Origin of the sequence: Pseudomonas syringae (assembly GCF_021605415.1) — a bacterium.
Taxonomy (GTDB): domain Bacteria; phylum Pseudomonadota; class Gammaproteobacteria; order Pseudomonadales; family Pseudomonadaceae; genus Aquipseudomonas; species Aquipseudomonas syringae_S.
On record NZ_WKEQ01000047.1, the window covers coordinates 1 to 23918 of the forward strand.

15 protein-coding genes are annotated in these 23918 nt (G+C 60.0%); 10 read left to right on the plus strand and 5 right to left on the minus strand.

Features of this window, described 5'->3' with window-relative positions; genetic code table 11:
* The first annotated feature begins 376 nt into the window (after positions 1 to 376).
* Positions 377 to 892, plus strand: coding sequence for a GNAT family N-acetyltransferase (locus tag GIW69_RS23700; protein ID WP_236485196.1), 516 nt, complete (start codon positions 377 to 379; stop codon positions 890 to 892).
* A 1-nt stretch (position 893) separates the two neighbouring features.
* Here GIW69_RS23700 and GIW69_RS23705 read toward each other — a convergent pair whose 3' ends face one another.
* A complete protein-coding gene (locus tag GIW69_RS23705; RefSeq protein ID WP_236485197.1) occupies positions 894 to 1586 on the minus strand; it encodes an aspartate/glutamate racemase family protein in 693 nt (230 codons plus the stop codon).
* Positions 1587 to 1858: 272 nt separating this feature from the next.
* On the opposite strand from GIW69_RS23705, the gene GIW69_RS23710 reads away from it, so the two are divergent.
* Positions 1859 to 2827, plus strand: coding sequence for a hypothetical protein (locus tag GIW69_RS23710; RefSeq protein ID WP_236485198.1), 969 nt, complete (start codon positions 1859 to 1861; stop codon positions 2825 to 2827).
* A 43-nt stretch (positions 2828 to 2870) separates the two neighbouring features.
* On the opposite strand, the gene GIW69_RS23715 is transcribed toward GIW69_RS23710, so the two are convergent.
* Positions 2871 to 5228, minus strand: a complete 2358-nt coding sequence (locus GIW69_RS23715) for a tetratricopeptide repeat protein (protein ID WP_236485199.1) — start codon at positions 5226 to 5228, stop codon at positions 2871 to 2873.
* A 215-nt stretch (positions 5229 to 5443) separates the two neighbouring features.
* Between GIW69_RS23715 and GIW69_RS23720 the strand changes: the two genes are divergently transcribed.
* On the plus strand, positions 5444 to 6115 hold the full coding sequence (locus tag GIW69_RS23720) for a DUF3313 domain-containing protein (RefSeq protein ID WP_236485200.1): 672 nt from the start codon (positions 5444 to 5446) through the stop codon (positions 6113 to 6115).
* A 138-nt stretch (positions 6116 to 6253) separates the two neighbouring features.
* Here GIW69_RS23720 and GIW69_RS23725 read toward each other — a convergent pair whose 3' ends face one another.
* Entirely contained in the window at positions 6254 to 7276 is a 1023-nt protein-coding gene (locus GIW69_RS23725) for an HAD family hydrolase (RefSeq protein ID WP_236485201.1), read from the minus strand.
* 399 nt (positions 7277 to 7675) lie between these two features.
* Here GIW69_RS23725 and tpx point away from each other — a divergent pair, with 399 nt between their 5' ends.
* The 7 genes from tpx to GIW69_RS23760 all read left to right on the plus strand — a co-directional run bounded on the left by tpx (position 7676) and on the right by GIW69_RS23760 (position 20898).
* A complete protein-coding gene (gene tpx, locus GIW69_RS23730; protein WP_236485202.1) occupies positions 7676 to 8176 on the plus strand; it encodes a thiol peroxidase in 501 nt (166 codons plus the stop codon).
* Positions 8177 to 8364: 188 nt separating this feature from the next.
* A complete protein-coding gene (locus tag GIW69_RS23735; protein WP_236485203.1) occupies positions 8365 to 9672 on the plus strand; it encodes an MdtA/MuxA family multidrug efflux RND transporter periplasmic adaptor subunit in 1308 nt (435 codons plus the stop codon).
* Entirely contained in the window at positions 9669 to 12764 is a 3096-nt protein-coding gene (locus GIW69_RS23740; RefSeq protein ID WP_236485204.1) for an MdtB/MuxB family multidrug efflux RND transporter permease subunit, read from the plus strand. The genes GIW69_RS23735 and GIW69_RS23740 overlap by 4 nt, the downstream gene beginning before the upstream one ends.
* A 121-nt stretch (positions 12765 to 12885) precedes the next feature.
* Positions 12886 to 15993, plus strand: coding sequence for an efflux RND transporter permease subunit (locus GIW69_RS23745; RefSeq protein ID WP_236485205.1), 3108 nt, complete (start codon positions 12886 to 12888; stop codon positions 15991 to 15993).
* The gene (locus GIW69_RS23750; protein ID WP_236485206.1) at positions 15990 to 17453 is read left to right on the plus strand and encodes an efflux transporter outer membrane subunit; all 1464 of its coding nucleotides are present in this window, start codon (positions 15990 to 15992) and stop codon (positions 17451 to 17453) included. The genes GIW69_RS23745 and GIW69_RS23750 overlap by 4 nt, the downstream gene beginning before the upstream one ends.
* 309 nt (positions 17454 to 17762) lie before the next feature.
* On the plus strand, positions 17763 to 19844 hold the full coding sequence (locus GIW69_RS23755; protein WP_236485207.1) for an EAL domain-containing protein: 2082 nt from the start codon (positions 17763 to 17765) through the stop codon (positions 19842 to 19844).
* Between the two features lie 307 nt (positions 19845 to 20151).
* Positions 20152 to 20898 carry an SDR family oxidoreductase gene (locus GIW69_RS23760; RefSeq protein WP_236485208.1) on the plus strand — a complete coding sequence of 249 codons (747 nt, stop codon included), beginning with the start codon at positions 20152 to 20154 and terminating at the stop codon, positions 20896 to 20898.
* A gap of 69 nt (positions 20899 to 20967) precedes the next feature.
* On the opposite strand, the gene mapR is transcribed toward GIW69_RS23760, so the two are convergent.
* Entirely contained in the window at positions 20968 to 22377 is a 1410-nt protein-coding gene (gene mapR / locus GIW69_RS23765; RefSeq protein ID WP_236485209.1) for a GntR family transcriptional regulator MpaR, read from the minus strand.
* Positions 22378 to 22484: 107 nt separating this feature from the next.
* Positions 22485 to 23897, minus strand: a complete 1413-nt coding sequence (gene ccoG / locus GIW69_RS23770) for a cytochrome c oxidase accessory protein CcoG (protein WP_236485210.1) — start codon at positions 23895 to 23897, stop codon at positions 22485 to 22487.
* Between the last annotated feature and the right edge of the window lie 21 nt (positions 23898 to 23918).

Below are 23918 nucleotides of genomic sequence, written 5' to 3' on the forward strand. Positions count from 1 at the left end.
GCATAGGCCTCCACGGCCCGGCCTGGCACAGCAAACCCTGTCGCGGAAAATTCCCCAGCGCGGCGGCAATGTTAATGCCCCAGACCTTTGGATTCTCCGAGACCGGCCCGGTACGCCCGGGGATAAAGATTTCCGTGAGGGCACGTGGTTCGGTGCCGGGTGAGTCGGTGGATGACATGACTGCTCCTTGCGGGTGAGGGTGACGGAGTGATTTATGACGCGGGAGCGGGAGATTGCCTACTGTCAGGTCTGACAGGTAGAGGCCTATTTAAGACGGACGGTATGTGTAGGAGCCGCCGCAGCCTGCGGCAGCTCAAGAGCGCGGTGTGTTCAGGTTAGAGTGATCGGCCATGTGCTCATCAAGGACGAATCTGCTATGCGTGAAGACAATCCCGCTATCCATCTCGAACGCTTCAACGAGTCCCATGTTGAAGGCGTCACCGCGCTCTATAACGATCCCGCCGTGGCGCGGCATGTGTTGCAAGTGCCCTTTCAGTCCACTGAGGTCTGGCGTCAGCGATTGCTGGCGGAGAATGAGCGGGCGTTGAAACTGGTGGCGCTGCATCAAGGCATGGTGATTGGTCAGTTGGGGCTGGAAGGCTATTCGCGGATTCGCCGCAGCCATGCCGGTGGGTTCGGCATGGGAGTGGCGGTTGCCTGGCAGGGGAAGGGCGTGGGTTCCAGACTGTTGGCGGCGGCGCTGGACTTTGCCGACAACTGGATGAATCTGCACCGCGTCGAGCTTACCGTCTACGCCGACAACGAGGCCGCTATCGGCCTCTACCGCAAGTTCGGCTTCGAGACCGAAGGCCTGTTGCGCGATTACGCCGTGCGTGACGGGCGGTGGGTGGACACCTTGACCATGGCGCGTCTGCGCACGCCCAGGGTTTGACTCAGTCGCCCAGCGCGAACGCCACCGCCGCCTGCGCGTGCAGCTCGGTGGTGTCGAGCAAGGGCAGGGCACTGTGTTCGGGTTTGATCAGCAGGCCGATTTCCGTGCAGCCGAGGATGATCGCCCGGGCGCCACGTGCGGTCAGGGATTCGATGACCTGTTGATAGACCTTGCGTGATTCATTGCTGATGACGCCGACACAGAGTTCGTCATAGATGATGCGGTGCACGGCCTCGCGCGCTTCGTCATCCGGCACCAGCACCGTCAAACCCTGAGCGATCAGGCGTTCCTTGAGGAAATCCTGCTCCATGGTGAACGCCGTGCCGAGCAGGCCGACGATGCGTGCATCAATGGCCAGAGCCGCGTGCGCGGCGGGTTCGGCGATGTGCAGGAAGGGGATGCCGATGGCCGCTTGAATCTGCCCGGCGACCTTGTGCATGGTGTTGGTGCAAAGCACTACACAGTCGGCGCCAGCGGTCTCAAGCCTGCGCGCGGCATTCACCAGGATCGCTGCGGCGTCATCCCAGCGTCCGGCGTGCTGGGCCTGTTCGACCGGGCCGAAGTCGACGCTGTACATCAGCAGTTGTGCAGAGCGCAGCGGGCCGAGTTGATCGCGGACTTGCTGGTTGATGAGTCGATAATATTCGGCGCTGGATTCCCAGCTCATGCCGCCGATCAGGCCGATGGTGCGCATTGGATGTCCTCAGTCTCAGGCCCATGTGAAAGTCCGGGCCCACAAGAGTGTCGTTTTGTTCGAACGCGGATACCAGCGCTAATCAACTGTACCGGCCAACTTGACGAGAAGTGTCATGGCGGTTTTTTGTCTCAATCCAGACCACCGGGGAAACCCTTAGGCGTCGGTCATTCGGGGGATTTTTGCTTGGGTCGATGGTGGCCTTTTGGTAGAGTCCCCGGCGCCAGCGGGTTTACGGCTGGACGACGGAATGAAGAAGGGAGTCTCGTCTTGTGATTGCAGGCAAAAAAATCCTGGGGCTGGTGGCGTTGCTTTTGATGGTGACGCTGTGGGCCAGCTACTTGTATGTGTTCAAGGAAAACCGCGACGGCCAGTTGGGCGGCGCCAACGAAAGCACTGCGTGGTGCGGCACGCTACCGTCCAGCGAAGCGGCGTTGCTCGGCCGTGATCAACTGACCTTGCGCGTCACTAACAATCTGCGCGGCGAGTTCATGCTTGATGGCGCGGTGGTGGTGTCCGAGCGCACGTTCAATCGCTACGGCCTGGGCCGCAACGAACTGCGTCTGCGCCTCGAGCCACTGCAATGGTCATTCGGCGTGACGCCGATTTTCCTCGAACAGGTCAAGATCAAACCGCTCAGTCGCAACCTGTCCTCGTCTAACAAAAGCGCCTATGCCGAACTCGAGCCGCGACCGATCGGTGTGCAGGGGCGGGCCACCGAGTTTCCTTTCGATACCTATCGGTACGGCTACAAACCGGTGCTCTATTACCTCAAGGGCACCGAGCGCGTCGACCTGCGCTTCAAGAACATCACCACGCTGATGCAGATGTCCAATACCTTCACGCCGATCCAGAAGTACAACCGCGTCGACTACATCAACGAGAAAAACTCGATGATCCGCGATGAGGATTACAAGGCCTATGGGCCGCAGGAATGTGCGTTCAGCGTTGAGCGCAAGGGCTCGTTCAAGGTTGTCGTGTTGCTGTTGCTACTGATGACGTGTTTGCCGTTGCTGCACGTGTTCTACCGCGACGAGCCGGGCATCGACTTTCTTGCGACGCTGGTGGGGATCGCGGTGGCGCGGGTTCTGCTGGTAGGGCCGCCGCAGGACTTTCAGTTGTACAACATCGACTTTTTATTCGGTGCGGCGATTCTGTTGGTGGGGTCGGTATCGTTGGTGAAAGCGATGCGGGCCCATAGCCGGCGGGAACTGGCGCAGAAAAGTGGCTCGTCCTGGTAACTCCGGGTTCACTCGTCAGCTCCTACAGGGGATTGTGGAGGGTTTATTTCAGCGCCGGGTCGCCCATGTTGATTCTCTTCCAGCCTTGCAACAGCGCCTGCGCCCTGGGTTCCTGGTCGCTGTCGAGGTAGTACTGGATCAGCGACAGGCGCGCATTGCGGTTTGCCGGTTGGTCTTTCAGCAGTCGCTCCAGCTCTGCGCACGCTTCATCGACCTTACCGCTCTCGTGCAGCGCCACCGCCAGCACATAACCGTATTGCGCGTTCTGCGGCTCCAGTTGCGCAGCCTTGCTCAGGGCCGACATGGCTTCACTGCGCTTGCCGGCGCGGATCAGCGACAGTCCGCGTGTATGTTGCAGCAACGCGGCGTCTGGATGTTCCTTGAGACTATCCTTCAGTAACGTTTGCGCTTCCTGACCACGACCATTGCTCTCCAGCCATTGCACCAGCGTCACCAGTGCCGGGTAGAAATCCGGGTCACGTTTGAGCGCGGTGCGCAGCAATCCTTCAACCTCGGCACCCCGGCCGCTGGCCTGATAAAGCATGGCCAGATTGAGATTGGCCTCGGCGCGCTCGGCGAGATTTTTCTGCACATTTTCGTACTCGCCGATGGCGGCGTCCCAATTGGCTTGCGCATTGCCGAGGCCGTTACGGGCCACGCTGAGCAGATCCCGTGCCGCCGCGATACGCACGGCTTTCACCGGATCGCCCAACAGCGGCGTCAGCAACCGCGCGCGCTCGGGTGGCGGAATAAATGCGCTGATTGCCCGCACCGCGCTTTCACGAACTTGCGGTGCCGGGTGCTGCAGATCTTGAGTGGCGAGTTTCAGCGCCTGTTCACTCGGGTACAGCGGCAGTTCGGCGAGCAGGGTGGCGCGCTGGATCGCTGGCAGGTTGCTGCGCTGCAATTGCTGGTAAAGCGCAGTCGCCGCGCCGGGTTGGCCGTTGCGGATCAGCCACAGGCTTTCGTCGTAACGCGGCGCCTGCGGTTCGGATGAAGCACGCCACAGCTTGTATTGCGCCGTGACGTTGTCGCCGTCCTTGCCTTGATGGCAGGTCAGGCAGGCATCCGGCGTGCCGAGTTTTTTTGCTCGCGGCGGGTTGGGAATGCTGAAGCTGTGGTCATGCCGGAAATCATTGCCCATATAAAACTTGCCGGGCATGTGGCAATCCACACATTGCGAGCCGGGCTGGCCCAGGGTGTGGCGGGTGTGTTCCACGGAATCGTAATTTTTCGCTTGCAGGCCTTTGCCATTGACGCTCTCGACCGAGGGTTTCCCGGCCTTGTTGTGGCATTGCAGGCACACACCGTTGCCCGGCGCTTTCAGGTCGGTGCTGTGCGGGTTGTGGCAGTCGCTGCAACGCACGCCCTTGTCGAACATTTTGCTTTGCAGGAACGAGCCGTGTTCGAACACTTCGTCGTTGATCTTGCCGTCCAGCGCATAAAGCTCGCGGGTGAGGGTGCTCGGCAGGTAGTCGTCCATCAGACGCTTGCCGACGGTGAAGCCATCGCCCAATGGTGCGCGGCGAGCGTGGCAGCGGGCGCAGGTTTCGATTTCGATCGTGGCGTTTTTGTCTTTGAGATTGACGTCGAATCCGGCGTTGATCAGGCCGGTTTTTTTCGCCGTCCATTCCAGGTGATTCGATGCCGGCCCATGACAGGCCTGACATCCAACACCAAGGCTGTTCCAGTGGCTGGCGAAGGTATTTGTCGCGGCATCGAAATTACGCTTGAAACCGGTGGTGTGGCACTCGACGCACATGAAGTTGGCGTTCTGGCTTGGCTTGCTCCAATGCAGAGGATTTTTGAAATGGACACCCTGTCCTGGGTAGAGATGAAACCAGCGATTTTTCTCGGTATCCCACGCCACGCCGAGCGCTTGTAGCCGACCGTTGCCGACCTCGATCAGGTATTGCTGCAGCGGCGCGATACCAAAGGTGTACGCCACTTTGAAGTCAGCATTCTTGCCATCGATGCCCGGCGTATTGACCCAGAACTCGTCGCCCTTGCGCATGAACCGGGTCGTCTCGTTTTCAGCTTTGAAGGTGATGTTTTGGAAGTCGCCGAGCATCGTATCGGTGTTGGCCGCTTGCATCGCCAATTGATGATGAGAGCCTTGCCAATCCTTGACCTGTTGGCTGTGACAGCCTTTGCACTGTTGCTCGTCGACCATCGTCGCCGGGTTGTTCGCGGCCACAGGTTTTAGCTTGGCGGGCGCTGGAGCAGGGGTGCTGACCTGCACCGGGTTTATCGGTGCTGGTGCCGGACTGAACAGAAACCAGCCGATCCCCGCCACCACCGCCAGCAACAGGCCGATGGTGACGGGAAACAGGTAACGTGAAATCGAGATCGGGGAAGCATCACGCTGCAACGGTGTGGCTTTATTTTTATGCTTGGGCATTGCGACGTCCGTGATCCAGGTGCGTTTGCCATCTGGTTTGCGTTCAAGCTTGATGCAGCTTTGCTGTCTGGTCAGCGTCTGTCAAATAACGGTTGTGAGCGACTGCGCAGCCTTGTGTGAATGTTGTGTTGCTGGATCGCTATTGGCCGAGTTTTAGCTATACCTGTAGCTCCCCTTACGTAAAATGATTCGGCCCTCTGACAAGGAGTTACAGCATGAAGCTTGCACTGATGATGAGCACCCTGTGCATTGCCACCCTCGGCGTGACGGGTTGCGCCAGCAAAGTCGTCGAGCCTGACCAGTACTCCGGCTTTCTCAAGGATTACAGTCAACTCAAAGAGGCCAAGTCACCGTCCGGTGCCGAGGTAATGCGCTGGATGGATCCGAAGATGGACATCAATACATTCACCAGCGTCTACATCGAACCGACTCAGCTCTATCCCAAACCGCAACCGACCGTGAAAATCCCTCAGCAAACGCTCAATGGCATCACCAGTTACTACGATCAGGCGCTCAAGCGTGAACTGGGCAAATCCCTGCCGCTTGCGGCCGGTCCGGGGCCAGGCGTAATCGTGGTGCGTGCGGCGATCACCGCTGTCAGCAGCAAGACCGAAGGCCTCAAGCCTTATGAAGTGATTCCGATCGCATTGGTTGCAGCAGCGGTCAGCACCGCCAGCGGCATCCGCGATCAGGAAACCACTCTGGCGACCGAAGCGGTGTTCCTCGACGGCAGCAGCAACAAAGTCGTCGCCCAGGTCGTGCGCAAAGGCACCGGCAAACCCTTGGAAAACGATTCCCAGGTGATGAAGGCCGACGACGTCAAATCGGTCATCGATGGCTGGGCGTCGGATTTGCATCAGTCCTACCTGAAACTCAAAAACAAATAACCATCCCCGTGTAGGAGCTGCCGCAGTGTCCTCGTCGTGCGCATATCATGTGCACGACGAGTCATCTGACTTGCTCCGTTTGCGCGGGCACCGCGCATGGTGCGACTGACGTTTTTGCAGTCTTGCGGCACGCTTTTGTTATTGCTGTTGCTCGGTTGCCGGTGGGTCGAACGGGTAGATCCGGCGCCACTCGGCCGCCATGTCCACCACCGTCCAGCCTTGGGAGTTCGCTTCGTCGAGGGCTTTGTCCAGCTTGCCGATGTTGGATTGCCGGTCGTAGGCCCATTCACGTTTGGCGTCGGTGTGATGCACCAGGCCCATGAAGCGTTTACCGGTGCCGGCGGCCGTCCACTGCAGCATTTGCAGGTCGCCGTCGGAATTGCCAAAGGCAAGGATCGGACGACGGCCAATCACGGCGTCGATGCTTTCCGGTTTTCCGGGGCCATCGTCGTTGTGCGCCAGTTTTGGCGTGCGCACGATGGAGGCTTTGCCGTCCTTGTATTCGAAGGCGGTGATGAAGGTGGTGCCGATCACCTGTTCCGGCGCAATGCCGTAGACCTTCTCGGCGAACGCGCGCATGAACGCGGTATCGCCGCCGGAAACGATATACGTCTTGAAGTCCTGGCTGCGCAGGTAGTCGAGCATCTCCAGCATCGGCTGGAAGATCATCTCGGTATACGGCTTGCCGGTTTTCGGGTGCCTGGCCTGGCTGAGCCAGGTTGTTGCATAGTCATCAAAGGCCTCGGTGGTCATGCCGGTGTGGGTGGCGCCGAAGATTTTCAGCACGCCCTCCATACCCGCAGCGGCCAAGGCTTTGTGATCGTTTTCAATCACCGCTTTGAACGGCTGAGTCGTAGTCCATTCCGGGTGCTGCGGTGCGGTGCGCTTGACCTCATCGAACGCGAACATCAGCTCGAAATACATCGGTTGCTCGCTCCACAGCGTACCGTCGTTGTCGAACACGGCGATGCGGTCGGCGGGTCTGGCGAAGTCCTTGCTGGTCTGGTCGGTGACGGCCTGGACGAACGCGATAACGCTCTTCTTCGACGGGCCGTCGTTCCATGAGGGCAGCGGTTCGGCAGCCTGGGCGAGCAGCGGCAGGATCAACCCCAGCAACAGGGCCAGACCCAAACGTTCGCGGTTCAGCAGCGGATTCGTCATGGGATATCCTTTTTGTGACCAGGGGTCAACGGGCGCAGCGCCAAGTCGGCGACGTCTTGTGTGAACCGGCCTGACTGTGCAGCGTAGTCAAGATTTCACGAAGTTGAGAGGGCTTGATCGCCGGCGGGTTCACGGCCGTAACACGAGCGAAACAGTCCTTGCAGGGCGTGGGGCCGGCGGGGTGCAGATAAAGGCCTGGCCACTGCGTTTAAGCCACCCCGGCGGTTGCGCGGCGCTGAACGGCATGGCTCGGCTATCGTCTCCGAACTCGATGCTGGCCGGGGGCAGGTTGCCGGACGCGTGACGATTTGGATTTGCAGATAGGTTGCAAAGCCATTTCGTGGTTAACTTCGGCTCCTTGTTTGCTTCTTAATAACAACGTTCAGGAGGATTCCACTCATGGCTCAAGTCACCCTTAAAGGCAACCCGGTTCAAGTCAATGGCGAGTTGCCACAAGCCGGCTCCAAGGCGCCAGCCTTTTCCCTGGTAGCCGGTAATCTGTCCGATGTCACCCTTCAAGACTTTGCCGGCAAGCGCAAAGTGCTGAACATCTTCCCAAGCGTCGACACCCCGACCTGCGCCACGTCCGTGCGCAAGTTCAACGCCCAGGCCAATGACATCGAAAACACCGTAGTGCTGTGCATTTCGGCTGACCTGCCGTTCGCCCAGGCTCGCTTCTGCGGCGCCGAAGGTCTGGAAAACGTCCAGAACCTGTCGACCCTGCGTGGCACCGAGTTCATCCAGAACTATGGCGTCGCCATCGCTGACGGCCCGCTGAAAGGCCTGACCGCTCGCGCTGTGGTCGTGCTGGACGAAAACGACAACGTGCTGCACAGCGAATTGGTCAAGGAAATCGCTGAAGAGCCGAACTACGAAGCGGCCCTGTCCGTTCTCAAGTAAGCGCCCCGAAGCAAAAGCATTACAATTGTTAACGGCCTGGCCCTGTCCAGGCCGTTTTCATTTGTGTATCAGTGTCTTGGCAAACACCTTGTTACGTAAGTTGAAAGTAAATTGCCGGTAAAGGCGCTTTGCTTAACGCCCACCAGTGCTTATCGTTCAGCCTCCTGTAAAAGAAGCCCACGCGCCCAATGGTTAATCACTCCATGCAATCGTCCTCCCGTAAATCCCGTCGCTGGCTGATCAGCCTGCTTGTGCTGTTGGTCATCGCCGTTCTGTGCTGGAAGTTCTGGCCCACCGGCTCAGCGAACAAAGAAGGCGCTGACAAGGCCCAGGCCGGACATACGGGACGCTCGGGCATGATGCGGCCGGGCTTCGGCGGTGGTACCGGGCCGGTGCCGGTTCGTGTGGCGACAGCGGTCAAAGGTGACTTCCCGCTGTATTACAAGGCACTCGGCACTGTGACGGCGCTCAACACCATCAACGTGCGCAGTCGCGTCGGCGGTGAGCTGGTCAAGATCAATTTCGAAGAGGGCCAGATGGTCAAGGCTGGCGACTTGCTGGTCGAGATCGATCCGCGTCCTTACCAGAACGCGTTGCTCCAGGCGGAAGGCACCTTGCTGCAGAATCAGGCGCAACTGAAAAACGCTCAGGTCGATGTCGAGCGTTATCGCGGTCTGTACAAAGAGGACAGCATCGCCAAGCAGACGCTGGACACCGCCGAAGCGCTGGTCGGCCAGTACCTGGGCACGGTCAAGACCAATCAGGCAGCCGTCAACGACGCCAAGCTCAATCTCGAATTCACCAGGATCCGCGCGCCGATTGCCGGTCGCGTCGGTCTGCGTCAGCTCGACGTCGGTAACCTGGTGGCGGCCAACGACACCACGGCATTGGCGGTCATCACCCAGACTCAGCCGATCAGCGTCGCGTTCACCCTTCCGGAAAATACCCTCGAAACCGTGCTCGCCCGCTATCACAGCGGCGCCAAACTGCCGGCCGAAGCGTGGGACCGCGGCGACACCAAGTTGCAAGCCACTGGCGTACTGCAAAGCCTCGACAACCAGATCGACGTCACCACCGGCACTTTGAAGTTCAAGGCGCGCTACGACAATCGTGACCAGTCGCTCTTCCCGAATCAGTTCGTCAACATTCACTTGCTGGCCGACACCCTCAAAGATGTGGTGCTCGCACCGTCGGCGGCCATCCAGCTCGGCACCAACGGCACCTTCGTGTATGCCCTCGACGGAGACAAGAAAGTCACCATTCGCCAGTTGAAGATCGGTGCCAGCGACGGTGACAACACCGTCGTCACCGAAGGCCTGGCCGCCGGCGACCGCTTAGTGCTGGAAGGTACCGACCGCCTGAAAGAAGGCAGCGAAGTGGAAGTGGTCAACGACAGCCAGGACGTACCAACGACCCCGACCGAACACCTGCAGGGCAAGTCGGCCGCCACCGTGCCTGACGCTCCGGTCACCGACAAGGCGAAGAAGGGCGCATGAATCTCTCGCGGCTGTTCATCCTGCGTCCGGTAGCCACCACCCTCAGCATGCTGGCCATTGTTCTGGCCGGTTTGATTGCCTATCGGTTGTTGCCCGTGTCGGCATTGCCTCAGGTCGACTATCCGACCATTCGGGTCATGACTCTTTATCCGGGCGCCAGCCCCGACGTGATGACCAGTGCGGTCACCGCGCCGCTGGAACGCCAGTTCGGGCAGATGCCGGGCCTGACGCAAATGGCCTCGACCAGTTCCGGCGGTGCGTCGGTGCTGACCCTGCGGTTCAGCCTCGATATCAACATGGATGTCGCCGAGCAGCAGGTGCAAGCCGCGATCAACGCCGCGACCAATCTGTTGCCGACCGACTTGCCGGCGCCGCCGGTGTACAACAAGGTCAACCCGGCGGACACCCCGGTGCTGACACTGGCGATCACCTCGAAAACCATGTTGTTGCCAAAACTCAATGACCTGGTCGATACGCGCATGGCGCAGAAGATCGCCCAGATCAGCGGCGTCGGCATGGTCACTATCGCCGGCGGTCAGCGCCAGGCCGTGCGGATCAAGGTCAACCCCGAGGCGCTCGCGGCTAACGGTTTGAACCTGTCTGACGTGCGCACGTTAGTCACCGCGTCCAACGTCAACCAGCCCAAGGGCAACTTCGACGGCCCGACCCGGGTGTCGATGCTCGACGCCAATGACCAACTGACATCGCCCAAGGATTACGCCAACCTGATTTTGGCTTATGCCAACGGCGCGCCGTTGCGTCTGAAGGACGTCGCCCAGATCGTTGATGGCGCCGAGAACGAGCGTCTGGCCGCGTGGGCCAACGAAAACCAGGCTGTGTTGCTGAACATCCAGCGCCAGCCCGGCGCCAACGTCATCGAAGTGGTCGACCGGATCAAGGCGCTGTTGCCAAGCATCACCGACAATTTGCCGGCCGGCCTCGACGTCACCGTGCTGACCGACCGCACCCAGACCATCCGCGCCTCCGTGACCGATGTGCAACACGAACTGCTGATCGCCATTGCGCTCGTTGTCATGGTCACGTTCCTGTTTTTGCGCCGCGCCAGTGCCACGATCATTCCGTCGGTGGCCGTACCGTTGTCGTTGATCGGTACATTTGGCGTGATGTACCTGGCCGGTTTTTCGGTCAACAACCTGACCCTGATGGCCCTGACCATCGCCACCGGTTTTGTGGTGGACGATGCGATCGTGATGCTCGAGAACATTTCGCGGTTCATTGAAGAGGGCGACAGCCCGATGCAAGCGGCGCTCAAGGGCGCCAGACAGATTGGTTTTACGTTGATTTCGCTGACGCTGTCGCTGATCGCCGTGTTGATTCCGCTGCTGTTCATGGCCGACGTGGTCGGGCGGTTGTTCCGCGAGTTCGCGATCACGCTGGCGGTGGCGATCCTGATTTCCCTGGTGGTGTCGCTGACCCTGACGCCGATGATGTGCGCCCGTTTGCTCAAGCGCGAGCCGGAAGAACACGAACAGGGCCGTTTCTATCGGGCCAGCGGTGCGTTCATCGACTGGATGATTGCCGGTTACGGGCGCGGATTGCAGTGGGTGCTCAAGCACCAACCGCTGACGTTGCTGGTGGCCGTCGGCACGCTGGCACTGACCGTGTTCCTTTACATGATCGTGCCGAAGGGCTTCTTCCCGGTGCAGGACACCGGGGTGATCCAGGGTATCTCCGAGGCGCCGCAGTCGATCTCTTTCGCTGCGATGGGGGAGCGCCAGCAGGCGCTGGCGAAAATCATCCTGCAAGACCCGGCGGTACAGAGTCTGTCTTCGTACATCGGCGTCGATGGCGATAACGCCACGCTCAACAGTGGTCGCTTGCTGATCAACCTCAAGCCCCACGGCGACCGTGACCTCAGCGCCACCGAAGTGATTTCGCGCCTGCAACCGCAACTCGACAAACTGGTGGGCATCCGCCTGTACATGCAGCCGGTGCAGGATCTGACCATCGAGGACCGGGTCAGCCGCACGCAATACCAGTTCAGCATGTCGTCGCCGGATTCTGAGTTGTTGAGTCTTTGGAGCGGTCGTCTGGTCGAAGCCTTGGCGCAACGGCCGGAACTGGCCGATGTCGCCAGTGACTTGCAGGATAAAGGCTTGCAGGTTTTCCTGGTGATCGACCGTGACGCCGCTTCGCGCCTTGGCGTGTCGGTGGCGAACATCACCGACGCCCTGTACGACGCGTTCGGCCAACGGCAGATTTCGACCATTTACACCCAGGCGAGCCAGTATCGCGTGGTGCTGCAAGCCCAGGCCGGGGAGAAGATCGGCCCGCAGGCGCTGGATCAGATTCACGTCAAGACCACCGACGGTGGGCAAGTGCGTCTGTCGAGCCTGGCCCATGTCGAAGAACGTCAGGCGCAATTGGCGATCACCCACATCGGCCAGTTCCCGGCGGTAATGATGTCGTTCAACCTGGCGCCCGGCGTGGCGCTGGGGCATGCGGTGGACATCATCGAGCAAGTGCAGCAGGACATCGGCATGCCGATTGGCGTGCAGACTCAGTTCCAGGGCGCGGCCGAAGCGTTTCAGGCCTCGCTGTCGAGCACATTGCTGCTGATTCTGGCGGCAGTGGTGACCATGTACATCGTGCTCGGCGTGCTCTACGAGAGCTACATTCATCCGATCACCATCCTCTCGACCTTGCCGTCGGCGGCGGTCGGCGCGTTGCTGGCGTTGCTGCTCAGCGGAAATGACTTGGGCATGATCGCGATCATCGGCATCATCTTGCTGATCGGTATCGTCAAGAAGAACGCAATCATGATGATCGACTTCGCCCTCGACGCGGAACGCAATCAGGGCATGGATCCCGAGACGGCGATTTATCAGGCGGCGCTGCTGCGTTTTCGGCCGATTCTGATGACCACCCTGGCCGCACTGTTCGGCGCGGTGCCGCTCATGCTTGCCACCGGTTCCGGCGCGGAACTGCGCCAGCCGCTGGGTCTGGTGATGGTCGGCGGGTTGCTGCTGAGCCAGGTATTGACCTTGTTCACTACACCGGTGATTTACCTGTACTTCGATCGACTGGGTCGTCGCTTGCGCAAGGCAGACGCCCAAGAGGTGGAAGCATGATCCTGCGCAAAACCTGGAGGAGCGAACCTGCTTGCGATAGCGGTCGATCAGTATCCATTAATGTTGAAGGTGCCGACGCCATCGCGAGCAGGCTCGCTCCCACAGGGTTTGGTGGCGGGCGATGAACCTGTCCGGTCCTTTCATCAAGCGCCCGGTCGCGACGATGCTCCTCAGTCTGGCGATCATGCTGCTGGGCGGCGTCAGCTTCGGCTTGCTGCCGGTGTCGCCGCTGCCGCAAATGGACTTTCCGGTGATCGTCGTCCAGGCCAGTCTGGCGGGCGCGAGTCCCGAGGTGATGGCATCCACCGTGGCGACGCCGCTGGAACGTTCGTTCGGCGCCATCGCCGGGGTCAACACCATGAGCAGCCGATCCAGCCAGGGCTCGACCCGGGTGATCCTGCAGTTTGACCTCGACCGCGACATCAACGGTGCGGCGCGGGAAGTGCAGGCGGCCATCAATGCCTCGCGCAACCTGTTGCCGAGCGGGATGCGCAGTATGCCGACCTATAAAAAGGTCAATCCGTCCCAGGCGCCGATCATGGTGCTTTCGCTGACCTCTGATGTGCTGGAAAAAGGTCAGCTGTATGACCTGGCGTCGACCATCCTGTCGCAAAGCCTGTCCCAGGTGCAGGGCGTTGGCGAAGTGCAGATCGGAGGCAGCTCGTTGCCAGCGGTGCGTATCGAACTCGAACCGCAGGCGCTGAACCAGTACGGCGTGGCGCTGGACGATGTGCGCAAAACCATTGCCGACGCCAATGTGCGCCGGCCCAAAGGCTCGGTCGAAGATAGCCAGCGTCTGTGGCAGATTCAGGCCAACGACCAACTGGAAAAGGCCAAGGATTACGAGTCGCTGATCATCCATTACGCCGACGGTGCAGCCCTGCGCCTGAAAGACGTGGCGCAGGTCACTGACGGCGTCGAAGACCGTTACAACAGCGGTTTCTTCAATAATGATGCCGCCGTGCTGCTGGTGATCAACCGTCAGGCCGGTGCCAACATCATCGAGACGGTCAACGAAATCAAGGCGCAGCTACCGGCGCTGCAAGCGGTTCTGCCGGCCAGCGTGAAGCTGAACCTGGCGATGGATCGTTCGCCGGTCATCAAGGCGACGTTGCATGAAGCGGAAATGACCCTGCTGATTGCCGTGGTGCTGGTGATCCTGGTGGTGTTTCTGTTCCTTGGCAATTTCCGCGCCTCGCTGATTCCGACGCTGGCGGTGCCGGTGTCGCTGGTTGGTACGTTTGCGGTGATGTACCTGTACGGGTTTTCCCTGAACAACCTGTCGCTGATGGCGCTGATTCTTGCCACCGGCCTGGTGGTGGATGATGCCATCGTGGTGCTGGAGAACATTTCCCGGCACATCGACGAAGGCGTCAAACCGATGAAGGCTGCGTACCTCGGCGCCCAGGAAGTCGGGTTCACGCTGCTGTCGATGAACGTCTCGCTGGTGGCAGTGTTCCTGTCGATTCTGTTCATGGGCGGGATTATCGAGAGCTTGTTCCGCGAGTTCTCTATCACACTGGCGGCGGCCATCGTCGTGTCGCTGGTGGTCTCACTGACCCTGACCCCGATGCTCTGCGCCCGCTGGCTGAAACCGCACACCCCGGGGCAGGATAACCGCCTGCAACGCTGGAGCCGGCGCACCAACGACTGGATGGTCGGCAAGTACGCGACCAGTCTGGATTGGGTATTGCGTCATCGGCGTCTGACGCTGTTGAGCCTGATCATCACGGTCGGCGTGAACATCGCTTTGTATGTCGTGGTACCGAAAACCTTCATGCCGCAACAGGACACCGGCCAGTTGATCGGTTTCGTGCGCGGCGACGACGGTCTGTCGTTCAACGTGATGCAGCCGAAGATGGAAACCTTCCGACGCGCCGTGCTCAAGGACGATGCCGTGGAAAGCGTGGCCGGTTTCATCGGCGGCACCAACGGCACCAACAACGCCTTCATGCTGGTGCGTCTGAAACCCATCACGGAACGTGGATTATCAGCACAGGAAGTCATCGAGCGCCTGCGCAAGGAAATGCCCAAGGTGGCTGGCGCGCGATTGATGCTGATGGCCGATCAGGATCTGCAATTTGGCGGTGGCCGAGAGCAAACCACCTCGCAATACACCTACATCCTGCAAAGCGGCGATCTCGGCGAGTTGCGCACCTGGTATCCGAAAGTGGTCGCCGCCCTCAAGGCATTGCCTGAACTTACCGCGATTGATGCGCGTGAAGGCGCCGGTGCGCAGCAGGTAACGCTGATCGTCGACCGCGATCAGGCCAAACGTCTTGGCGTGGACATGGAAATGGTCACGGCAGTGCTGAACAACGCTTACAGCCAGCGGCAGATTTCGACGATCTACGACAGCCTCAACCAGTACCAGGTGGTGATGGAGGTCAATCAGAAATACGCCCAGGATCCAGTGACCCTCAAGCAAGTCCAGGTGATCACGGCCGATGGTGCGCGGATTCCTCTGTCGACCATCGCCCATTACGAAAGCAGTCTGGAAGATGACCGAGTCAGCCACGAAGGCCAGTTCGCTTCGGAGAGCATTTCCTTCGACATGGCTGAAGGCGTCACGGTGGAGCAGGGCAGTGCGGCCATTGAACGGGCGATCGCCAAAGTCGGTTTGCCGGAAGACGTGATCGCGAAGATGGCCGGCACCGCCGATGCCTTCGCCGCCACGCAGAAGAGCCAGCCGTTCATGATTCTTGGCGCGCTGCTCGCGGTGTATCTGGTGCTGGGCGTGCTTTATGAAAGCTACATCCATCCGCTGACCATTCTGTCGACCTTGCCGTCGGCTGGCGTAGGTGCGTTGTTGTCGATCTATGCCTTGGGCGGCGAGTTCAGCCTGATTTCGTTGCTCGGGCTGTTCCTGCTAATCGGCGTGGTGAAGAAAAATGCGATTTTGATGATCGACCTGGCGCTGCAACTTGAGCGTCACCAAGGCCTGTCACCGCTGGATTCGATCCGCAGCGCCTGCCTGCAGCGGCTGCGGCCGATCCTGATGACCACGCTGGCGGCGATTCTCGGCGCCTTGCCGTTGCTGCTCAGCCGGGCCGAGGGCGCGGAAATGCGCCAGCCGCTGGGCCTGACCATCATCGGCGGCCTGATTTTCAGTCAGGTACTGACGCTCTACACCACTCCGGTGGTTTACCTCTATCTCGACAAACTGCGCCATCGTTTCAATAAATGGCGCGGCGTGCGTACTGATGCCGCTCTGGAAACTCCGCTATGACCGAACGTTCGCTTTTCAATCTGGCCACTGCCCGGGGCTCGCGTTTGTTGAGTCTGTCGCTGTGCGTGGCAATGCTCAGTGCCTGCGCCGTCGGCCCGGACTACCAGCGTCCGCAGACCGCGCAAATCGCTCAGTTCAAAGAGGCCGAGGGTTGGCGACAGGCCAGTCCGAGTGATTCCCTGGCCCGTGGCGCGTGGTGGGAGCTGTACGGTGACAGTCAGCTCAACGGGCTGATCGAACAACTGAACAGTTCAAATCAGACCGTCGCCCAGTCCGAAGCCCGGTACCGTCAGGCTCAGGCGCTGGTGAGCAGCGCCAAAAGTGCGTTTTACCCGACCGTCGATCTGAGCATGGGCAAGACCCGTTCCAGTCAGGGCACCGGCAGCAGCAGTTCAAGCCTGAGCAGTTCTTCCAGCGGTATTCGCGACACTTACAACGCGCAGTTGGGGGTGAGTTGGGAAGCCGATATCTGGGGCAAGCTGCGCCGTGGACTGGAGGCTGATCAGGCCAGCGCCCAGGCGAGCTATGCCGACCTGGCGGCAATGCGTTTGAGCCAGCAGTCGGAACTGGTGCAGAACTACCTGCAATTGCGCGTGATCGATCAGCAGAAACGCTTGCTCGAATCGACGGTGGCCGCTTACGAACGCTCGCTGAAAATGACCCAGAACCAATACCGCGCCGGGATTTCCGGACGCGATGCGGTGGCGCAGGCGCAAACCCAACTGAAAACCACCCAGGGCGATCTGGTCGATCTGATCTGGCAACGGGCACAATTCGAAAACGCTATCGCCGTGCTGATCGGCAAACCGCCGGCAGACTTCAAACTGGCGGAAACCCAAAACATTCCGAATTTGCCGCAGATTCCCCTGAGCCTGCCGTCGCAACTGCTTGAACGTCGGCCAGACATTGCTTCGGCCGAACGCTCGGTAATTGCCGCCAACGCCAATATTGGCGTGGCAAAAGCGGCGTATTACCCGGATCTGAGCCTGAGCCTGAGTGGTGGTTATAGCAGCAGCACGTCGAAAAACCTGGTCAGCTTGCCGAACCGCTTCTGGTCCGTGGGGCCGCAACTGAATCTGCCGTTGTTCGACGGCGGCACGCGTTCGGCTGAAGTCGACCGCACTGCTGCGGTGTATGACGAAACGGTCGCCAACTATCGGCAGACAGTGCTGGATGGTTTCCGCGAGGTCGAGAACTATCTGGTTCAGCTCAAGGTGTATGAAGACGAAGCGACAGTGCGCCAGGAAGCCCTTGATGCGGCGCGCGACTCGTTGCGGCTGACCGAAAACCAGTACAAGGCCGGGGTCATCGCCTACCTCGATGTGGTGGTGGTACAAGCCACGGCGCTGAGCAATGAACGCAGCGTACTGAGCTTGCTGCAAAACCGCCTGATCGCCAGCGTGCAACTGATCGCCGCGCTGGGCGGAGGCTGGGACGGGCAACTGGAAACGCAGCCCTGAACCTCCTTTAGGCGCTGCCGGAGGCTGCGATCTTTTGATCTGATCGTCCCCTCGCTCCGCGTGGGAATGCCTCCAGTGACGCTCCGCGTTCCGGATCCAAAATTGGAGCGCGAAGCGTCCCGGGCTCCGTTCCCACGCAGCGCGTGGGAACGACCATCGGTGGGAAACAGGGCGTCAAACAAGCGTTTCATCGGGTTGATGGCAAAATGGTTATTTTGTCAGTGCGTTCCGTTGCGCAATCAGTACAATCGCCGGCTTTACCGCGCCTGAAACGACTTTCCACAAGGCGCGGGGCCCACGAGAACGTCCATGCTCATCGGTAGCTATTCCTCCACGCTGGTTTTCATTTCGTTGTGTGTCGCGATACTCGCCTCATACACCGCGCTCGACCTTGCCGGTCGTATTGCCACAGCCAAGGGGCGAGCCGTGCATTTCTGGATGGCAGGCGGCGCCTTGGCGTTGGGGGTCGGCATCTGGTCGATGCATTTCATCGGCATGCTCGCCTTCAAATTACCGATTGACCTGGGCTATGACATCGGCATCACCGCGCTTTCGCTGCTGATCGCTGTGCTGTCCAGCGGCTTCGCGCTGTGGCTGGTCAGCCAGCCGAAATTGCCGGCCCTGCAATTGGGATTTGGCGCGCTGATCCTGGGTGCTGGCATCGCGGCCATGCACTACACCGGCATGGCTGCCATGCTCATGCAACCGGGTATCGATTACGATCCCGGTCTCTTCGGCGCATCTTTGCTGATTGCGGTCGGTGCATCCGCCGCCGCGCTGTGGATCGCCTTCCGGTTACGCCAACATTCACGTTATGTACGCCTGTTCCGCGCCGGCGCCGCGATCATCATGGGCGTGGCGATTGTCGGCATGCACTACACCGGCATGGCGGCGGCACGCTTTTCTGATGGCAGTTTCTGCGGCGCGGCACTGGATGGTCTCAACGGTAACGGCCTCGATAATCTTGTGCTGATTACTACGCTGGCGGTGTTGAGCATCGCGTTGCTGACCTCGATTCTCGACGCCCGCCTCGAAGCGCGCACTGCCGATCTCGCCCATTCCTTGACCCTCGCCAACCGCCAACTTACCCAACTGGCCCTGCACGACACCCTGACCGGTTTGCCCAATCGGATGTTGCTCGCCGACCGTATCAGCCAGGCGATGAAAGAAGTGCACGAGCAGGATGGCTGTTTTGCGCTGATGTTTATCGATCTCGACGGTTTTAAACTGGTCAACGATGCATTTGGCCATCACATGGGCGATCAGTTGCTGCGCGAAGTGGCGCTGCGTCTGCGTGAGGATTTGCGCAGCCAGGACACCCTGGCGCGAATCGGCGGTGATGAATTCGTATTGCTGGTGCGCCTGAGCGAGCCGAATGATGCGGTCAACCTGGCCGCCCGGCAGGTTGCGTTGATCGGTCAAACCTTTCGAGTCGCTGATCACGATTTGCAAATATCCGCCAGCGTCGGCATCGCCCTTTACCCCGGCAACGGCCATGACGCCCACGAACTGCTAATGAACGCTGACGCTGCGATGTACCACGCCAAAGGGCTGGGCAAGAACGGTTACAGCTTCTTCGACGCCTCGATGAATACCAACGCCCGCAAGCAATTGCAGTTGCTGCAAGATCTGCGCGCCGGGCTGGAACATGGGCAATTCAGCCTGCATTACCAACCGAAGTTCGATGCGGTCAATGGTCGCCCGGTCGGGGCCGAGGCGCTGCTGCGCTGGGAGCATCCAACTCAGGGCATGTTGATGCCTGCGACGTTTATTGATCTGGCGGAAAAAACCGGCCTGATCATTCCTATCGGCGAATGGGTACTCAATGAAGCGTGTCGGCAGATGCGCGAGTGGTACGTGCTGGGCTACACCGGCTGGCGTATCGCGGTGAACCTCTCGGCCTTGCAGTTTTGCCATGCCGGGCTGGTGCAGAGCGTGGCGAAGGCCCTGGCCACGCATCACCTGCCGGCCAACAGCCTGACCCTGGAAATCACCGAAACCACCGCCATGAGCGATGCCGACGCGAGCATGATGGTGCTGCAGGAGCTGTCGGACATGGGCGTCGATCTCTCCATCGACGACTTCGGCACCGGCTATTCAAGCCTGATGTATCTCAAGCGCCTGCCGGCCAATGAGCTGAAAATCGACCGGGGGTTTGTTCGTGATCTTGAGCATGACAGCGATGACGCCGCCATCGTCTCGGCCATCGTCGCGCTGGGCCAGGCGCTGGGCCTGCGCATCGTTGCCGAAGGCGTGGAAACCGGCGTGCAGCAAGACTTCCTGACCAAGCTGGGTTGCGATTCGTTGCAAGGTTACTTGCTCGGTCACCCCATGCCGGCGGAGCGGTTCATGCAAGACATCGTGCGCGCGCGGCAGGTGGAACCGGCCTGAAAGCCCCCGTACTTTCGCAGGCCCCCAAATAACGGTGGGAGCGAGCCTGCTCGCGAAAGCGTCGGCACGGGCAATGTCTGCGTTGACTGACCCAATACCTTCGCGAGCAGGCTCGCTCCTACAGGATTTGGTGGGTTGCCTGGATTATTTGTCACGCCCGGCTCCTACAGGGGATGCCGTTCAGCCACAAACGCTCGCGCTACCCAAAAACCTGCGGGATGGTGGTCATATGCAGCCATGCAAAACCCCGCAATGACGGTTATTCTTCTTTCCGATTGTTACGTGTGCATTTTGGGGGAAGGCCAGCATGGATAAAGTCATTGTGATCACGGGCGGTGGGCGCGGAATTGGCGCGGCCACGGCGCTGTTGGCGGCAGGGCTTGGCTATCGGGTTTGCATCAACTACCAATCGGATGAGGAAGCCGCCCACCATGTGCTGGATCAGGTTCGCAACCTGGGCGCACAAGCCATTGCCGTGCGTGCCGATGTCAGCATCGAAGACGAAGTGATCGGGTTGTTTCAGCGCGTCGACAGCGAACTCGGACGGGTTACAGCGCTGGTCAACAATGCCGGCACCGTCGGGCATAAATCGCGGGTCGACGAAATGTCCGAATTCCGCATTCTCAAAATCATGAAAACCAATGTCCTGGCCCCGATCCTCTGCGCCAAGCACGCGATCCTGCGCATGTCGCCCAAACATGGCGGGCAGGGCGGCAGCATCGTTAACGTCTCTTCGGTGGCATCGCGCCTGGGGTCGCCCAATGAATACGTCGATTACGCGGCCTCCAAAGGCGCGCTCGACAGCTTCACCATTGGGCTGTCGAAAGAGGTGGCGGGCGAGGGGATTCGCGTCAACGCCGTGCGCCCGGGCTACATCTATACCGATTTCCATGCGTTGAGCGGTGATCCAGAGCGGGTCAGCAAGCTGGAATCGGGCATTCCGATGGCCCGTGGTGGCCGACCGGATGAGGTGGCGGAGGCGATTGTCTGGTTGCTGTCTGACAAAGCTTCGTATGCGACGGGGACGTTTGTTGATCTGGGGGGTGGGCGCTAAAGCTCGCAGCCTCCGGCAGCTCCTGCAGGAGGCAGTGTAGGAGCTGACGCGGGGCTGCGATTGTTTGCTTTAGAAGGATTTGATGATCCGTCCCAATGTCTCCATCGCCTTTTCCGACTCTTCGGTCCAGGGGCTGCCGTAATTCAGGCGAATGCAATTCCTGAACCGCTGGGTTGGCGAGAAAATCGGCCCGGGCGCAATGCTGATGCCCTGGGCCGAAGCCATCTGAAACAATTTCAATGAATCCATTTCCGGCGGCAGCTCCAGCCACAGAAAATAGCCGCCTGCCGGTTGGCTGACGCGGGTCTGGGCGGGGAAGTAGCGGGCGATCGCCGCGAGCATGGCGCTTTGTTGTTCTTCAAGGCAATAACGCAACTTGCGCAGATGGCGGTCATACCCGCCGTGTTGCAGATAATCAGCGATGGCCGCTTGTGCCGGCATGGATGCGCACAATGAGGTCATCAGCTTGAGTCGCTCGATCTTCTGCGCGTAGCGGCCGGCAGCGACCCAGCCAATGCGATAACCCGGAGCCAGACTCTTGGCGAAAGAGCCGCAGTGCATCACCAATCCTTCGGTATCAAAGGCCTTGGCCGGTTTGGGTGCCTGTTGGCCGTAGTACAACTCGGCGTAAACGTCGTCCTCGATCATCGGCACCTGATGGTCGCGCAACAACTCGACCAGTGCTTTTTTCTTTTCCTCGGGCATGGTCGCGCCCATCGGGTTCTGGAAACTGGTCATGCACCAGACGGCCTTGATCGAGTGGCGTTCGAGTGTTTGCGCGAGGACGTCCAGGTCAATGCCATCGCGCGGGTGCACGGGGATTTCCACGGCCTTGAGTTTCAAGCGTTCCAGCACTTGCAGGCAGGCGTAGAACGCCGGGGCTTCGATAGCCACCAGATCGCCCGGTTCAGTGACGGCTTGCAGACACAGGTTCAACGCCTCCAGGGCGCCGTTAGTGATCAACAACTCTTCCATCGGCAACATCAATCCGCCGACCATGTAACGCAGCGCGATCTGCCGTCGCAGTTGTGGATTGCCCGGCGACATATCGGTGACCACCATGCGCGGATCCATTTCCCGCGTGGCGCTGGCCAGCGAACGCGACAGGCGTTGCAGTGGAAACAGGGTAGGGCTGGGGAATGCCGAGCCGAAGGGCACGGTGTTTGGATCCTTGATCGATTCCAGTACCGAAAACACCAGCTCGCTGACGTCGACATCGGTGGACTCGTTGACCTGAGTGCTGACGGCCGGCTCGGAGAACGGAGTGGGCGCGTGGGCGTTGACGAAATAGCCGGAACGCGGACGGGCGCGGATCAGGCCTCGACGCTCGAGCAGGTAGTAGGCCTGAAACACCGTGGACGGACTGACGCCGTAAGTCTGGCTCGCATAGCGAACTGACGGCACTCGCTCGCCGGGGCCGAGGACGCCGGAGCGAATCAGTTCTGCGATGTCGTCGGCGAATTTTTCGTAGCGTTTCATCTTGGGTCCGTTATTGATTTCATGCCTGGAAAACAAGTCGCCTTCAATCGCGAGCAGGCTCGCTCCCACAGGGACTTTATCTCCTGATCGGCCCGCATCTTAGCGGCTCAGCGATTCATCGGCGCCACAAACCTGCTTTTCGCCACGCTATAAACTTCAGGTTCATCGCTGTCGGCAATCTTGAAACTCAAGGTCTGCGAGCTGCTGGCCGGGCGTTCCGTGGTCATCGCCACCGACACCGGCACATCGACAATCTCACCCGGCGCCAGGCTCAGTTCGGTCTTGCCTTGCAATTGAAAGTCGTCGCCCTCCACCAGGCTCAGGTTGTAGTCCTGACGCTGCTGGGTTTTGTTGATCACCTTGAGGCTGTAGATATTCTCAATCTGGCCCAAGGCATTTTCGCGAAAGAGGCCACGGTCCTTGGTCACGTCCAGCGACACCATCGGTCGCTCGACCAGTGCCAGCACCAGCGCGCCGATCATCACCAGCAACACGGCGCTGTAGCCTATCAGCCGTGGACGCAGCAGGTGAGTCTTGCCACCCTGCAGCTCGCGCTCGGAACTGTAACGGATCAGGCCGCGAGGGTAGTTCATTTTGTCCATGATCGAGTCACAGGCGTCGATGCAGGCCGCGCAGCCAATGCACTCCATCTGCAAGCCGTCGCGAATGTCGATGCCGGTCGGGCAGACCTGCACGCACACTTGGCAGTCGATGCAGTCGCCCAGGTCGGCGTCCGCAGGTTTGAGGTCGCGCTTGCGCGGGCCGCGATGCTCGCCTCGGGCCACATCGTAGGAAATGGTCAGGGTGTCCTTGTCGAACATCACGCTCTGGAAGCGCGCATACGGGCACATGTGCATGCACACCGCTTCACGCAGCCATCCGGCGTTGATGTAAGTGGCACCCGTGAAAAACAGCACCCAGAACAGGCTGACTCCGCCGATCTGCAAGGTCAGCAGTTCCTCGGTCAGCGGGCGGATCGGCGTGAAGTAACCGACGAAGGTCAGCCCGGTGAGCAGGCTGATGGCCAGCCACAGAGTGTGCTTGGCCGAACGGCGGATCAGTTTGTCAAATCCCCACGGCGCGGCTTGCAGCTTGATACGTCGATGACGCTCGCCCTCGGTGATTTTCTCGCACCACATGAAGAGCCATGTCCACGAACTCTGTGGGCACGTGTAACCGCACCAGACCCGTCCGGCAAACACGGTGATGGCGAACAGGCCGAAGGCAGCGATGATCAGCAGCGCGGACAACAGGATGAAATCCTGTGGCCAGAAGGTCGCGCCGAAGATGTGGAATTTGCTTTGCGACAGATCCCACAACACCGCCTGACGACCGTCCCAGCTCAGCCAGACCGTGGCGAAGAACACAAAAAACAGAAACCCCGCGCCGCTCAGGCGCAGGGTTCGGAACAGTCCGGTGAAACTGCGGGTGTGGATCAGGCTGTCGCTGGATTTGGCCTTGGTCTGCTTAGGACGCGGCTCGAAGGTGTCTACCAGTCGGACGGGGATTTGTTCGCTCATGATTATTCGCTCATCAGCCTC